Source organism: Meishania litoralis, assembly GCF_042611095.1.
Taxonomy (GTDB): domain Bacteria; phylum Bacteroidota; class Bacteroidia; order Flavobacteriales; family Flavobacteriaceae; genus Meishania; species Meishania litoralis.
In genome coordinates, this window is record NZ_JBHFPV010000005.1 from 49,660 (window position 1) to 65,888 (window position 16,229).

At 43.2% G+C, this 16,229-nt stretch carries 9 protein-coding genes; 5 read left to right on the forward strand and 4 right to left on the reverse strand.

What is annotated here, in order from left to right; all coding sequences use genetic code 11:
• The first annotated feature begins 356 nt into the window (after positions 1-356).
• The 4 genes from ACEZ3G_RS15425 to ACEZ3G_RS15440 all read left to right on the forward strand — a co-directional run bounded on the left by ACEZ3G_RS15425 (position 357) and on the right by ACEZ3G_RS15440 (position 6,373).
• Positions 357-1,805 (forward strand): ATP-binding protein, encoded by a 1,449-nt coding sequence (locus ACEZ3G_RS15425; protein ID WP_432426414.1) that lies wholly within the window; start codon positions 357-359, stop codon positions 1,803-1,805.
• Between the two features lie 146 nt (positions 1,806-1,951).
• The gene (locus ACEZ3G_RS15430) at positions 1,952-3,613 is read left to right on the forward strand and encodes an amidase family protein (RefSeq protein WP_432426415.1); all 1,662 of its coding nucleotides are present in this window, start codon (positions 1,952-1,954) and stop codon (positions 3,611-3,613) included.
• A 113-nt stretch (positions 3,614-3,726) separates the two neighbouring features.
• Positions 3,727-5,034, forward strand: a complete 1,308-nt coding sequence (gene rimO, locus ACEZ3G_RS15435) for a 30S ribosomal protein S12 methylthiotransferase RimO (RefSeq protein ID WP_432426416.1) — start codon at positions 3,727-3,729, stop codon at positions 5,032-5,034.
• 325 nt (positions 5,035-5,359) lie between these two features.
• A complete protein-coding gene (locus tag ACEZ3G_RS15440) occupies positions 5,360-6,373 on the forward strand; it encodes an SMP-30/gluconolactonase/LRE family protein (RefSeq protein WP_432426417.1) in 1,014 nt (337 codons plus the stop codon).
• 7 nt (positions 6,374-6,380) lie between these two features.
• On the opposite strand, the gene ACEZ3G_RS15445 is transcribed toward ACEZ3G_RS15440, so the two are convergent.
• From ACEZ3G_RS15445 to ACEZ3G_RS15460, 4 genes are all read right to left on the reverse strand, one after another.
• Positions 6,381-7,829, reverse strand: a complete 1,449-nt coding sequence (locus ACEZ3G_RS15445) for a PKD domain-containing protein (RefSeq protein ID WP_432426418.1) — start codon at positions 7,827-7,829, stop codon at positions 6,381-6,383.
• Between the two features lie 133 nt (positions 7,830-7,962).
• Positions 7,963-10,374, reverse strand: a complete 2,412-nt coding sequence (locus ACEZ3G_RS15450; protein WP_432426419.1) for a penicillin acylase family protein — start codon at positions 10,372-10,374, stop codon at positions 7,963-7,965.
• Between the two features lie 101 nt (positions 10,375-10,475).
• Positions 10,476-11,855 carry a sulfatase family protein gene (locus ACEZ3G_RS15455; RefSeq protein WP_432426420.1) on the reverse strand — a complete coding sequence of 460 codons (1,380 nt, stop codon included), beginning with the start codon at positions 11,853-11,855 and terminating at the stop codon, positions 10,476-10,478.
• A gap of 124 nt (positions 11,856-11,979) precedes the next feature.
• Positions 11,980-14,433 carry a M14 family zinc carboxypeptidase gene (locus tag ACEZ3G_RS15460; RefSeq protein WP_432426421.1) on the reverse strand — a complete coding sequence of 818 codons (2,454 nt, stop codon included), beginning with the start codon at positions 14,431-14,433 and terminating at the stop codon, positions 11,980-11,982.
• 171 nt (positions 14,434-14,604) lie between these two features.
• On the opposite strand from ACEZ3G_RS15460, the gene bshC reads away from it, so the two are divergent.
• Positions 14,605-16,212 (forward strand): bacillithiol biosynthesis cysteine-adding enzyme BshC, encoded by a 1,608-nt coding sequence (gene bshC, locus ACEZ3G_RS15465; RefSeq protein ID WP_432426422.1) that lies wholly within the window; start codon positions 14,605-14,607, stop codon positions 16,210-16,212.
• The last annotated feature ends 17 nt before the right edge of the window (positions 16,213-16,229 follow it).

Genomic DNA, 16,229 nt, shown 5'->3' on the forward strand with positions numbered 1-16,229 from the left:
AAAAACTTTTCGCAAACAGACAATAAAGTAACCTAACATCACCTATAAACAACAAAGGCTTCAGGCTTATTCGAAGGGTTTTCATATTTTTATGAAGTCCGAAAAATCTTTTGGATTTGGTAATTAAGAAAGAAAATAATTACAAAACAATAGGCTTTGGCTACGAGGGCATACTGAAAAGAAAATGCTTGCCATCTGGCCTACTTGTAATAGATCAGACGGTTTTACTTTATTATTGATTTTATCAAATAAAACCTTAAATCTTGTTATATTTTTATTAATAAATCTGTTTTCGTTTAATTAGAGGTATTCAGAACTTCTTATTTGTCATATATTTGTACTATCAAGGATAAAATATGATAAATAAATACCTTATTCCTACAGAAAAAATTATTGAACGACTTCGATATGAAAATCCATGGTGGATAACTAAAGAGATTCCGAAGACTTATAGTTCATTGTCAAAGAGATTATATTTTGACCTGTTTTATCCCTTTGTTCTCGAAAGAAGTGTTAAAAGAGCTTTGGTTCTAATGGGACCTAGAAGAGTTGGTAAAACTGTAATGCTATTTCATTGCATTGAGAATTTACTGATCAGAGGGGCAAATCCGCAAAAAATATTCTTTATCGGAATTGACAATCCTATTTATGTCAATTTGGGATTGGAAGATATTTTAACTCTTTGTAAAGAATCCTTGGCTCTCAAAAACCTAAATGGCTGCTATATTTTTTTTGACGAGATACAATATTTGAAAGATTGGGAAAGACATTTAAAGGTTCTCGTCGATTCATATCCTGAAACCAAATTTATTGCATCGGGATCAGCAGCTGCAGCTTTGAAATGGCATAGCACGGAAAGCGGAGCGGGTAGATTTACAGATTTTCTATTGCCTCCCTTAACATTTCAAGAATATATCCATTTAAAAAAATTGGATCACTTAATTTATAAGGGCGAAATCCAATATGGAGAAAAGGAAATACAATATTGCCTAACTCATGACACTAAGGAATTGAACAAAGAATTTGTTCATTACTTAAATTTTGGGGGATACCCCGAAGTTGTATTATCGGAAAAAATACAGAATGATATGGGCAGATATGTAAAGAACGATATTGTGGACAAAGTACTTTTAAGAGATTTGCCAAGTCTATATGGAATAAAGGATGTTCAGGAATTAAATCGATTTTTCACCTATATAGCATATAATACCGGAAATGAGTTTTCTTATGAGACAATGTCCAGGGAAAGCGGTATTCAAAAAGACACATTAAAGAAGTATCTTGAATATTTAGAAGCGGCCTTTTTGATAAAAGTATTGAACAAGGTTGGAATCAATGCAAAAAGATTAAAAAGAGTAACAAGTTTCAAAGTTTACCTAACGAACCCATCACTTCGAACAGCGTTGTTTTCTCCGATAACCGAAACAGATCAAGAAATGGGAAACATGGTTGAAACGGCAATTCTTTCGCAATGGATGCATCGAGAACAATTAGATTTGACATATGCTAGATGGAAAGATGGCAGAAAAGAAGGTGAAGTAGATCTCGTTTTAGTTGATGACAAAACCTATAAACCGGTTTGGGGAGTAGAAATTAAATGGAGTAATAGATTTTATGATAAGCCTCGAGAATTAAAAAGCTTAATACGTTTTTGTAAGGAAAACGGGTTCAAATATGCGGTCGCAACTTCAATCGATCAATTAGGAGCGAAGGAAATTCAACATTTGAAATTCACATTCCTTCCAGCTTCGATATATGCTTATAACATTGGTGAAATAACTTTAAAGTTGAAAACAAATAATTAAAAAACGTGAGCACAATTATGGTTCCTATGAAAGGCCTTAGTCTATACTAAAAGCTATAAGGAGCTAAAGCCTTAGGAATATAAGTCTCCATATTAATGAAATTTGAATCAAAATATTTAACAAAGAGCATTTCATAAACTTGAAAAATGACACAAAGGTTCATACTGCTTATCTTCTTGATCTTTACCTTTTCCTGTAAAGAAAAGATAGAGCCCGAAAAAGAACTTCCAGTGCTATGGCAACCTTATAACGATTCCCTAGAGTTGGTGGCCAATGCCGATCATGAAAAAGAGCGCATGCGCTACAAGTTTATTCAATCGAAGGTGACGGACAAAAACGCTGTTTTTTTGCCCCTATATGATGAAGTTTCAAAATTTTCGGAAGAAAAATACAAGACGATGAAACCGTTGGTATTGGAGCAGGATATTCCCACCATCCAAAACCATATCAACGACGGTAAATTTTCGTATGAAGATTTGGCACTGTTTTTTTTGCATCGCATCTATACCTACGAGTTGCCCAATGAAACGACATTGAACACGGTCATTGCGCTCAACCCGAATGTTCTTGAAGAAGCCCGAAAGTTGGATGCCAATGCAGTAGGGAAACACCCGATCTATGGCATGCCCATTATGCTAAAGGATAATATCGGTGTTGCGAATATGAAGACTACGGCCGGTGCCATTGCCTTGATGCACAACCAGACCGATGATGCCTTTATCGTGGAAAGATTGAAGAAAAATGGGGCCTTGATACTCGGCAAGGTGAATCTGAGCGAATGGGCCAATTTTTTATGCGAGTGCCCGAACGGCCAGAGCGCCGTGGGCGGACAAACCTTGAATCCGTATGGGCGTAGGGTCTTTGATACGGGCGGGTCAAGTGCCGGTAGCGGTACTTCGGTCGCGGCCAATTATGCGGTGGCAGCGGTCGGTACCGAGACCTCAGGGTCCATTTTATCGCCATCGGGCCAGAACTCCGTTGTAGGGTTGAAACCTACCATTGGTTTGTTGAGCCGCACAGGGATCGTTCCGATTTCAAGCACCTTGGATACTCCGGGGCCTATGACGAAAAATGTCGGCGACAACGCTATTGTAATGTCCGCCATGTTGGGCCATGATGATAGGGATTCGAAATCCGTTGAAGAAGAATTTCCCGGTATTCTTTCAGCTTGGATGCATCCTACTCCCTTCAAAGAAATGCGGTTAGGGGCCTTGACCACTTTGATGGAAAACGATTCGCTCTATGCCAGAACCATAGGGGAATTGGCAAATCAGGGCGCCGAGATTGTAGAGATTACTCCCAAAAACATCGAAATGGATGGTTTTTTAAGCATTTTGAACATCGATATGAAAAACGATCTGCCCAAATACATTGAAGCCCAGGTCAAGAACAAAGACTGTGTACTTGTTCGAAATGTTCAAGATGTGGCGGCATTCAATCTGCGGGATTCCTTGATCCGTATTCCTTACGGGCAAGCGCGTTTTGACGGCATACTTTCAGATTCCACGACCGTCGAAGAGTTGGATGCGATCAAGCAACGCCTAAAACTTGAAGGCCGTACCTTCTTCGACACGCCGATGGACGAACACAATCTAGACGCCTTACTTTCGATCAATAACTATCACGCGGGTTATGCCGCCGTGGCCGAATATCCCGCATTGACAATTCCCATGGGCTATAAGGATACGGGGGAACCGGTAAACCTTACCTTTATCGGAAAACCCTTTACCGAAGCCCAATTGTTACGATTGGGCGCCACTTTTGAAAAAGCGTTCCGAGCGCGTAGAATTCCCGATGGGTATCGTTAAAACTTCTTGTATTAGACCGTGAAACTTGAACAATTCTTTGAAAAACGTAAGTGTTCAAAAGGCTTATTGTATTTTTGCCACCGCCCGAAGGTAAAGCGGTAAAATATGGTGTTATGAGAACGAAAACCCTAAAAAAGAACAAAATCAATGTGGTCACCTTGGGCTGTTCCAAAAATCTGTATGATTCTGAGGTGCTCATGGGCCAATTAAGGGCAAACGAAAAAGATGTTGTTCATGAGGGGGATGGCAATATTGTGGTCATCAATACCTGCGGTTTTATCGCGAATGCCAAAGAAGAAAGTGTCAATACGATTTTGGAATACGTCAAAAAAAAGGAAGACGGCGAAGTGGACAAAGTTTTTGTTACCGGATGTCTCAGTGAGCGTTATAAGCCTGATCTGCAGAAAGAAATACCGAATGTGGATGAATATTTTGGCACCAGTGAGCTGCCAAACCTTTTAAAGGCTTTGGAGGCCGATTACAGGCATGAACTGATCGGGGAACGATTGACGACCACGCCCAAGAACTACGCCTACCTCAAAATCGCCGAAGGCTGTGACCGCCCTTGCTCTTTTTGCGCGATTCCCTTAATGCGGGGCAGGCATAGGAGCAAGCCTATTGAAGAATTGGTCACGGAATCTGAAAAACTGGCCGCGAAAGGGGTAAAAGAACTGATCCTGATCGCGCAAGACCTTACCTATTATGGTCTTGACCTTTACAAAAAACGAAACCTTGCCGAACTTTTGGAGCGTTTAGTTGAAGTCGAAGGTATTGAGTGGATCCGTTTGCATTATGCCTTTCCTACGGGCTTTCCCATGGATGTGTTGGAAGTCATGAAACGGGAACCAAAGATCTGCAACTATATCGATATTCCGTTGCAGCATATTTCCGATTCCATATTAAAAAGTATGCGCAGGGGAACGACCAAGGAGAAAACGACAAAATTGTTACAAGAGTTTCGAAAAAGAGTCCCTGAAATGGCGATTCGAACGACATTGATCGTCGGGTATCCGGGAGAGACCGAAGCCGATTTTCAAACTTTAAAAAGCTGGGTGGCCGATATGCGATTTGAACGATTGGGATGTTTTACCTACAGTCATGAGGAGAATACCCATGCCTATAATCTTGTGGATGACGTGCCCGAGGAAATCAAGCAAGAACGGGCCAACGAGATCATGGAACTGCAATCGCAGATTTCTTGGGAACTGAATCAAGAAAAAATCGGAAGAACGTTCAACTGTATCATCGACCGAAAAGAAGGAAATTATTTTGTGGGCCGTACCGAATTTGATTCACCCGACGTCGATAATGAGGTTTTGATCGACGCGACCCAATTTTATCTCAAACAAGGCGAGTTCGTTGCTATTACCATTACCGATGCCGCCGATTTTGACCTCTACGGAGTGCCTGTTTCAGAATAGAACGGCTATTGACCTGATACCTGCCAGGTCAAGTTTAAATTCGGATGCAATTATCGATTTGGATTAAAGATTAAAACCCTGTTCCCGATGGCTATCGGGATCTATTGCAGTTACTTTAGTTTCTATAAACTTCCAATTGTATTTGTCATTTCGAACGCGGTGAGAAATCCCATTGTAAATTCAAAACCATGGGATTCCTCGTCGCTTCCCTCCAGCGGAATGACACAGTATTCAAAAAAAATGAATCTTATTCTTATTTAAAACTATGGATTTAAAATCCATAGCGGTTTATTATTTCATAAATTTAAGGACAAAGCGCAATATCATGAAATTGAAAAAGCGGGCAATTGTCCAGTTCATTCTATCCTTATTTCTCATCTTTCTAATTATTTCCTGTGGCGGAAAAAAGCATGATTTCAAAATAGAGATTTTAGATGACGAGGCATTGCAATTGATCGACCCAAAAGCTGAAATCGATGTTATCGGCGAAGGTTTCGAGTGGACGGAAGGTCCCGTGTGGGTCGAAGAAGGTGGCTACCTTTTGTTTTCGGACATCCCGAACAATACGGTTTTCAAAATCGATAAGGATGGAAATTTATCCACGTATTTAAAGCCTTCCGGTTATTTGGGAAGCGATGATTACGGTAAAGAACCGGGATCCAATGGTCTTCTGCTCGATAGCAACAACAAGCTAGTGCTCATGCAACATGGCGAACGAAGGGTGGCCAGAATGAAAACGGCGTTGGACGATCCGCGACCCGAATATGAGGCTTTGGCGGACAAATTCGAGGGTAAACGTTTTAACAGTCCGAATGACGGTGTTTATGATGCTTTGGGAAATCTATATTTTACGGACCCACCTTACGGATTGCCAAAGCAGATGGACGACCCGAACAAAGAACTTGATTTTCAAGGAGTATACTGTCTCAAGACCTCGGGCGAAATCGTACTGGTCGATAAATTGACGCGGCCCAATGGTATTGCTTTTGCCCCTGACGGCCGACAACTTTACGTAGCCGTTTCAGACCCCGAACATGCCGTATGGTATCGCTATGATATTAAGGCACCGGGCATTGTAGAGCATAAACGGTTATTTTATGATGCGACCGATTTGATCGGGCAAGAAGGTCAACAGGGACTTCCCGATGGTATGAAAATGCACAGTAAAGGCTACTTGTTCGCCACCGGCCCTGGAGGATTGTTCATATTCAACGAAAGGGGCCACCCCATAGCACGGATCTATACGGGCCAGGCTACGGCAAATTGTGCCTTCTCGACCGATGAGAAAACACTTTTTATGACCGCTGATGATTATGTTTTGAAATTGGCCCTTCTATAGAAATACATTAGTTTCTAACAAAAGTAAAAAATGCCATTGGTGGATTTACCGTACTGCCATTGCCCAAAGGGGCGGTAGTAATCAAGGAAATAGGTTCGGCGGGATCCGTATCATCGTTGGCGGACGTAAAGTTCGGCCCACTGTCCGTTCCGGCATCGTACGAGATGGCATCCACGGTTAGATTCGATATGAATTCCCCATTATCGAAAAGGCCGATATTCTCAATGGCAACAAACCAATCAGGGCTCGGTGCGATCATACTTACGAATGTAACGAAAGAGAATTCTTCGGTCACCTGAAGGGTGAAGGTCCGTTCAAGGGTGCCGTTCGGCAAACTGCCACCGTTCACGAAACTTAAGGCATTGCCGGCGCTGACTATTGCGCCTATTTCAGAGTCCAGGGGAGAGTTGGTTCCTGTTTCGGCCATGTTTTCGATTCCATCCGATGCCAACTCGCCATCTTCGAAGAAAGTGACACCTGGCTTATGCGCCATACCGACCGCCGCCGAAAAATGGTCGTTGGCAGGAAAATTAATGGGGTGGTTCGTTGCATTCCAGTTGCTGGTAAAGGTTACCGTGTACGAAGCGGTTTGCATATCGACGGTAATGAAGCCGGTTTTGGTCATTTCATTATCGCCCGCAGAATTGGTTGCGGTAAGCGTGACCGAATAAGTTCCGAAATTATTGTAAGTAATGGTTGGGTTCTGCTCCGAACTGGTTGATGGACTACCCCCTTCAAATTCCCATGCCCATGATGTGGGTTCGTTTGCACTCGTATCTGTAAAAGTAATATCATTGCCACTGGTAATCGTCGTTGCAGATGCACTGAAGTCCGCTACTGGAGCAAATACCGGATCGGTAACCGTTATAAATCCAGTTTTGATTTCCTCACCACTACCGTCGGCATTGGTGACCGTCAAGGTAACCGTATAGGTTCCAGCTGTAGTGTACGTAACGGTGGGGTTTTGGTCTGTACTCGTGTCGGGATCGCCACCCTCAAAATCCCACGCCCAATCGGTCGGCGATCCTGTACTGGTATCGGTAAATTCGATACTTTCCCCGGTTTCGATCATGGTCGAGGTTGCTGTAAAGGCCGCCAAAGGAGGTGTCGTGGCATCGGTAACGTTTATGTAGCCTGCCTTGGTTTCGGTATCATCACCATCGTCGTTGGTAACCTTTAGGCTGACCGAAAAAGAACCCGAAGTATTATAGGTTACTGATGGGTTTTTGTCAGTACTACTTGCCGGATCACCTCCTTCAAAAGTCCATTCATAACTGCTCGCATGTTGCGAACCATCAGTGAAATCAATAATAGTTCCCGTTTCCACATCGGTTTCGGAAGCGGAAAAATCAGCTACCGGTATGATGGGTTCCGTGGGAGTTTGAACCGGTCCATCATCTGAATTACAACTGATTAAGAAGAGCATACCGATACCAAACAAGAAGACTTTTTTCATGACAAATTTTTAAGTTCAAAATGTTTTTTTCCTTTGAATTTGGAAAAGTTAAGGCCTAAAGATAGCCTTTTGGTATACGCCAAGTATCACGGAAATATCACGGTATCGATTAAGGCCAATGGTTTTTTTCCGCCTATTTTGGGCTAAGTATACTTTTATTAACCTGAACGGAGTCTACTTTTTCCCTTGAGAAATAAACGGGAAAATATCCATCCTCGCTCCATTGATCGTACAAGTTTTTGTAAAATGGGTCTTCAGGATTCCCTGATTGCCCGGGAGGATTTGAACCAACTGTTTTGTCCCAATCATTGACATCGACTATGATCCGGAAGGTGGCACCGTATAGTTGACTGTTCGCAATTCCGGTTGAACCGGGGGTGTGTTGGTTGCCTCCCCTAGGTTTGAGTTCGGTGTTGAGCTTTGCCTCTAACTCGGCATTGACCACCTCGCCCAAAGGATGTTTTATCTGAACGTGCTTGTAATCGGGCTGCCCATAGACCCATTTTGAAATATCATCCCCAAATTTTTCGGTCATTCCTTGAACAGCGGATTGAAAAGTACCTATGAGGTATTCGTTTCTTTTTTGCAACGAACCCATTTTGATTTCAGGATTTTCTATCCACTCGAGAAGTTTGGCCATTTGCATATACTGCATAAGGATTTCAGCTTCCGGATCGGGAAAATAATCCAATAACCTGTCCATCAGTTCCTTCTCCCACGCGACGTAAATACCCGCTGCAATAGAGGTTTTATCCAATCGAAAATCCCAATTGGCTAATTTATCCCTGACACTCGCCATTAATGGGCCTTCGGTTTCGAAGTTTTTTATTAGAGGAACCAGAGTTCTAGCCGGGATCGAGAAATAATCGGTCTGTAGTTCTTGCATTCTTTCAAGGTTCAATTTGGTCTGTGAACCTAAAACTTCGTTGATGCGCTGTCCGCGATAGGGGTCTGACCAAGTGAATCCGATAGCATCCCATTTTGTGTACGAATCAGGGGTTACATTTTGGTTGGCCGTGGCGATAAATCCTTCGGAAGGATTATAAACGTGCGGTTTTTCAATAATGGGGAGGTATCCGTCCCATTCATAACGGCCATCACCGGGTACGGGCACGAGGCCACTATGGTTTTTCCGGATCGGGGCAATACCTACCGCCTGCCAACCGATATTTCCATCGGTGTCGGCCCAAATCATGTTTTCTCCGGGTATATGACTGTAGTTGCAGGCGTCTCGAAATTCTTCCCAACTTTTGGCTTGATCCATGCGTAGCGAGGCCAAATACGGCGAACCGCCCGGTTCGAGCCACGCGCAGCGAACGGCATACGCCTTATGGTTGATCGAGTCGATATAGGTGACGGGTCCATGACGGGTATATTGCAGGTCTACTTGTCGATCATCACCGTTCTTAACCTTTATGGTTTCGGAAATCGTCTCCATGTCTTCCCAATTTCCTTGATAACGATATTGATTATGATTTTCAGGGTTGATATCATACACATACAGATCTTCACCGTCGGTTTCATAGACGGTCAGGCCCCAGGCACCATATTCGTTATGCCCAATGGAAACCCCTGGAATTTCGGGTTCTCCGCCGCCGATGACGTTCCAACCGGGTGCCGACAGATGTACATAATACCGTAACGATGGAATGGCCAATCTTCGATGCGGGTCATTGGCCATGTATGCATGGCCGTTTTCTGAGAGGGCAGGGGAGGTCACCCAATTATTGCTTCCCAAAAAAACGTCATTGCTTTTCGGTTCGCCGATTGAAGATGGGTTTCCGGTATTTGAAACCGTACCTTCTTTGACCCGATATTCGGCAAGCAAATCCTCAGGTTCGAACTTGATAGGTTTGCGATAGGCATTGTACAGGTCTAAAATATCATCAGATAAAAGTGAACCATCGATCGCAGGATCTAATTCAATATCGGGGTCTTTGGGATGGAACCAAAGATATTCCTTTATTTTTTCCGAACCCACTTCTGCAGCGGCACGGCCAAAATCGAGCTCTTCGGTAATATTGCCCAAAAGTCCTTGGTGTCTTGAAATAATGACCTCGGGCGTCCATTTTTGAGGAAGGATATCCAACATCATAAAGGTAACCGGAAGCAGTTCCCGATTTTGCAAAACCTCTTCGATATACGCATTGACCCCATTGGTATAGGCGGTCAGAATCTCGACCCCGTCGGGGTGGTAATGCTCCATTTCGGTGGTCATATCGCCGCGAAACTTAAAAAGGCGCGTGCCGATATCGCGTTTCAATTCGCGTTCACCCAAAATTTCAGCTACTGTTCCAGTGGCCTGACGTCGCCATATCTCGAATTGAAACAGACGGTCTTTTGCCGCGCAATAACCTTGGGCGAAAAAAAGATCATGTTGGTTTTTGGCGTAGATATGGTTGATTCCCGCTTCATCACGAACGACCTCTACAGATGCTTTGAGTCCTTCAATTTTGGTTTCATTGATGTTAGGCTTCCATTTACATCCTTGGAAAATAAAGGATAGTAACGAAATACATAAAACAAGGACTCTTAATTTACGCATGGCTTAAATTTTTGGTCGATAACCGATTATCGAAAGATACTAAATTCAAGAATTTAACAGCGCAGTAATCGTAAATTCGGCAATTTGCCTCATGAAATGAGTTATTTAGACACCTTTTTTATCAAGGTATCGCACTTTTGCCTTAGCTCTTGCAGAACCTTGCGGTAATCTTTGGAATTGACGAGATTATGCATCTCGTTCGGGTCATTTTCTAGGTCATAAAGTTCTTCCCAATTTGGGTCGTCTCGGTATCGGAAATACTTATATTTATCGGTACGAACTCCTTCACTGGCAGGTATAGGTTCAAAATTCCAGAGGTGTTCGAACAGCAATTCTTTCCTTTTCTTCGGATGCCTGCCATTCGTTTTGGTGTATTCTTTTAAACTCTGTCCTTGATATGTTTTGGGAATATCGACTTTTGCAAAATCGAGGATGGTGGATGGAACATCGATGTTCAAAACCATATCATCGACGGTCATTCCTCCTTTTTCTTTCGGATTGTAGATTATCAAGGGAACGCGTAAAGAGGGTTCGTACATGAGCCATTTTCCGGCCAATTGGCGTTCGCCCATGAAGTAACCGTTATCGCCCATTAAAATGATTACCGTGTTCTTGTCGATTCCTTGGTTTTCGAGGGTCTTTCGAATCCTTCCGAGGGCGGCATCGATTCCGCTGATCATCCGATAATAACCTTTGACCATATTTTGATACTTTTCTGGCGTGTCGTAACGCCATCTCCATCGCGCACGGTTAAAACCTTCGCGGACGGCCTCCGGTAGTTTGTTGAAATCGCTTGTTCCATCCATTAAGGGGTCGGGTATCGCGATATCTTGGTAGAGCGAATCTAAAGCCACTGGCCAGAAATATTGGTATGGAGAGGAATCGACGGCATGGGGCGCATGAAAACTAAGGGAAAGCGCAAAAGGTCTGTCGTTTGGGGCATTTTTTATGAAACCTATGGCCTCATCGGCCATAACATCGGTAAGGTGCCTTTGTTGGGTGCCATTTTCATTCAACCTAAAATATCCGCCCTGTTGTTTGGGCCGGTAGACATCGAACAAGAGAGAGTCTTGTTGGTTTTCGAAATTGACCCCGAACTTGCCGAAGAAGCCATTATGATAACCGGCACTTTTTAATAATGTAAAATAGGTCTGGGCAATGAATCGCGTTTTTAATGGCGGCTGTCGAAACGTATAATCGTGCTTTCTTTCATATAGTCCGGTCATAATACTGGCCCTGCTGGCCGCACAGATCGGGGTGGTAACGAATGCATTCTTGAAATAAGTGCCATCGACCGCAAGACGATCCATATTAGGGGTCTTTATAATAGCATTGCCCGAATGACCCAGGGCATCCCAACGTTGGTCGTCGGTCAAAATAAAAATGATGTTGGGGCGATCGTTCTGTGCTTGAATTTGGCAGCAAAGTGCAAAGGGCAGAAGACTAAATCCAAATAGCAAAACTGAAATTAAGAAGCGCATGGTTCAATAGGTCTGGCATGATTCTTAAATGTACTAAATTTTTGAACCAACGTTTATTTTTGAAAAAAGCCATCCCTTAAGAGGCCCTTTTTTATACCAGCTCTATTGATAACCTTCTTCTCGGTTAATCCACCATAAAAATCGCGTTGGCAAAAAAGAGTTTGCCGTTCTCCCAAAATCCCCTGAACAGGGGGTTGTCTACCATATAAATGACCTGCCCGTTACCATGGTTTTCTGTGCCGAAAACCAAAGTTTTCGCAATTTTTTTCTGGGCCTCGCTACCCGCAAAGCCTGCCACGGGCTTCGTTTCGTTACCCATGTATACCACGGTGCCACCTTCAAGGTACTCATAGGCATCTTGCCCCAATTTTAGCGTGAAATACGTGTCTTCGTACCCATAGGCCAATGGATGGGTCTTATCTACTTTTGTCTTGAAAATAGCACCGGTAATGGCTTCTTTCATACCCTCGCGTTGACCGGCGTCATAAGACAGTACTTCGATGTCGGTCGTATCTTGTTCTTTTTTACGGGCCTTTATACCAAAACCTTTTTCGCCATCGATACCTTTAATGGCACCGCCCATGGCAATGAGCTTGCCACCGTTGCCTACCCATTCTTTCAAGGTCTCCAAATCACTGTCTTTGAAAAAACCCTGATAGCCCCATCCGCCTGGCAATATAAGTACATCGTATTCAGAGAGGTCGACTTGGGACCAATAATCGGAATCAAGAATGGTTACGGGGTAGTTCAACTGTTGCTCGAAGAAATGCCAAATTTCACCGAAGCGTAGGGTAGAAGTCGGTCCGCCCGAAAGCATTGCAATTTTTACATCATCGACCATTTGAACATAGCGTGAACCAAAATCCTTACCGCTCTCGACGAAACCGGTGGTCGTGGCTACTAGATTCTTATTGTGCTTGGTCGAAGCACTTTTCAAGATCGACGCATAGTCTTTGTTGTTCTTGTTGTCGGCTCTTGTTATGATCAAACTACCGCGCTTGAAATTGCCCTCTACCGTTTTGAAAGGCTTTTTGGCGAAACGTACGCGTATTTTTTGTTGTAGCAGATCGGCCAAAAAACGGGCATCGTCCATACTGTTCCAATCCGTAATGTAGGCATAGGCATTTTCGTCGATATTGTTATTGACCATCGGTGTAGCAGGTGTGCCTGTCGTACCGACCTCGACACTCGAGGCAATCGCCTTGAGACCATAGGCATAGGGCAACGACCAAGCGGTAATATCATAGGTCAATGAATCGCTCAGCTTGGCATTGGGTTCAAAAAGTACTTTTACCAAAGTGCCTTTGGGTTGGTTGGTGGAAATTACAAGGCTGTTCCCTTCAGACCTAAAACTTCCGTTCTTGCCGGTACTATAGTCAAAACCTTTGATCGTACCTATTTCGGCGGTTCCAAATTCGATTTTATGTTGGCGCAACAATTTCATCAGTGCATGCATATTGCCCTGATTTCCATCAAGCACATAACTCTTGTACTTGAAATTTTTTCTTTGGTAGAATTTTCTGAATTCGGCATTCAATTTTTCGGCATTGGTCGTGGCTACCTCTACGGTTGACAATCCGGTTGTATGGTGATGGGCTATTCTATCCTTTAGGGTCAAGGTATCACCGATGCTTGTAATAACCCCGATTCCTGCACGACCACTGCCACCTTGTTCAAAGGTCATTCCGATACCCCCGTTATACGTTGGGTAGGTATCGCCATAACTCGGATAGAAAAGGTCGAAAATTTCCTTGGTAAAATAGAACCATCCGTTGGCATCGAAATACTTGGCGTGATTTTTTCCTATGGTCTTTTGAAATTCCCTTTGAAAAGGAGTGATAACTTCATGAAAAGGTTCGGCAGCAGGTGCAAAGTAATAAGGACTGTTCACCCCCTGTTCATGAAAATCGACATGTACGTGCGGCAGCCACTCATTGAACATTTTAAGTCGTTGCTGGCTTTCTATCTGGGTCAACCAAGCCCAATCACGGTTCAGGTCGAACATATAATGGTTCGCCCGACCGTTCAACCAACCCTCATTGTGCTCTTTGCTATTAGGGTCTACATTGTTCGGGGTATTCTTATTTTGATTGTACCAGTTCACATAGCGATCTCGACCATCAGGGTTTATACATGGGTCGATAAGAACGACTGTATTCTCCAAATAACCGCTTTTGTTCGTCAATAAGTCGTATATGGTCTGCATAGAGGCTTCGGTGCTGACACTCTCATTGCCATGTACGTTATAGCTCATCCAGACGATGGCCTTCTCTGCATTACTTTCGCCTGTGGTGCTCTTCAAGTGTTCCAAGCGAATGTTTTCGAGGTTTGTCATATTGGTGGCTGAAGAAACGATTGCCAACAGCAGCGGTCGGCGTTCGTTCGTTTGGCCATATTCCTGTAATCTTACCCTGGCTGGATCTGCCTTGGCCAAGTATTCATAGTAATCCACTACCTGATGGTGCCGCGTGAATTGTGTGCCAAGCTCGTAGCCCAAGAATTCGGATGGCGATTTGAGGTCTTGCGAAACACAAACGAAAGAAAGTAACAATGCCAAGGGAAGTAAAAATAGCCTCATAGAAAGGATTTAAATTGTGCAAAATCAAATCTAGGGAATAATAGGGACAAATCATCCTGAATTTCTACCAGTGAATCGCTTTCTAGGATAATCTGTTAGTCTATATTAACGTATTTTTAGCAACTCAATCGACCGAGTATTTTATCTTTATGCCGCATTTTCAGCACTTCTATGGATATTGACTGTATTCCCTTTAAAAAAACCGGTTATTTTTCACAATTGATCTGCGACTACCTGGAAGAAAAGGAAACCTTGAAACCCTTTTATAATCGCTTTCCAAGACTTGAAAATTTTGAATCGCAGATCGAAGAGAAATCGCAGAATTTTCCCGAAGCAAACCGCAACGTACTTTACGATTCTTTGGTGAGGCAATATTCAAACTTCGAGTTGTCAAAAAAAACCAAGAATAACCTGGTCATGCTGAAAGAGCCTACGACCTTCACGATAGTGACCGGTCATCAGCTAAATCTGTTCACAGGTCCGTTGTATTTTTTGTACAAGATAATCTCAACCATCAATCTTACCGTTGCACTTAAGAAGCGTTATCCCAAATACAATTTTGTGCCCATTTATTGGATGGCCACCGAGGACCATGATTTCGACGAGATCAATTATTTTAATTTTAAAGGGAAAAAACTGCAATGGAATCCTGATGGTTTTCGAGATGGGGCAGTGGGCGACTTAAATACTGACGGTCTGCATGAGGTATTTGAAACTTTTGGCGAAGCCTTGGGGATCGGTCGCAATGCAGCTGCCATAAAAGACTTGTTTCGAAAGGCTTACCTTGAACATGACAACCTTGCCAAAGCTACACGCTATTTGGCCAACGAGCTTTTTGGTCACCATGGGCTCGTTATCGTAGACGGCAACGATTCGAGCCTTAAAAGGGTGTTCGTGCCCTACATCAAAAAGGATATTTTTGAGCAACTACCATTTCACGAGGTGTCAGAAACCATAGAACATTTGAAGCAATTGCCGGAAAATTATGGCATTCAGGTCAATCCTCGTGAGATCAATTATTTCTATCTTAAAGAGGGACTTCGAGAACGGATAATAAAAAAGGATGGTAATTTTTATGTCAACGATACGGAAATCAAATTTACCAAGGAAGAACTGAGGGCCGAAATCGAGACCCATCCGGAAGCATTTTCACCCAACGTTATAGCACGACCTTTGTACCAAGAAGCGATCTTGCCCAATTTGTGCTATATTGGGGGAGGGGGAGAATTGGCCTACTGGTTGCAGCTTAAATCTTATTTTGAGGCGATGCAAGTACCTTTTCCTATGCTTTTGCTTCGAAATTCGGCTTTGGTGGTGACAAAAAAGCAGTCTAAAAAGCTTTCGAAGTTGGGTATCTCGGTAGCAGAGGTGTTCTTGAGGCAAAACGACCTTATCAACAAGAAGATCAGGGAAGTCTCTAATATCGACATTGATTTCGCACCTCAGAAAATGCATCTCGAAAACCAGTTTAAGGCCTTATACGAAATTGCCGACCAAACCGACAAATCTTTTCTTGGAGCGGTAAAGGCTCAGGAAATAAAACAGAAAAAAGGACTAGAAAATCTTGAAAAAAGATTGCTAAAAGCTCAAAAAAGAAAACTCGAAGATCATGTCGTGCGCATGAGGGAGCTGCAGGATCAACTTTTTCCGGGAAAATCGTTACAGGAACGAAATCTTAATTTTTCAGAGCTTTATCTTGAGTTGGGGGAAACGTTGATACCAACCTTGTTCGAATCATTAAAACCCTTGGAGTTAGGTTTTAGAATCATAGAAGTATAGATCCTGGGCAAGCCCGT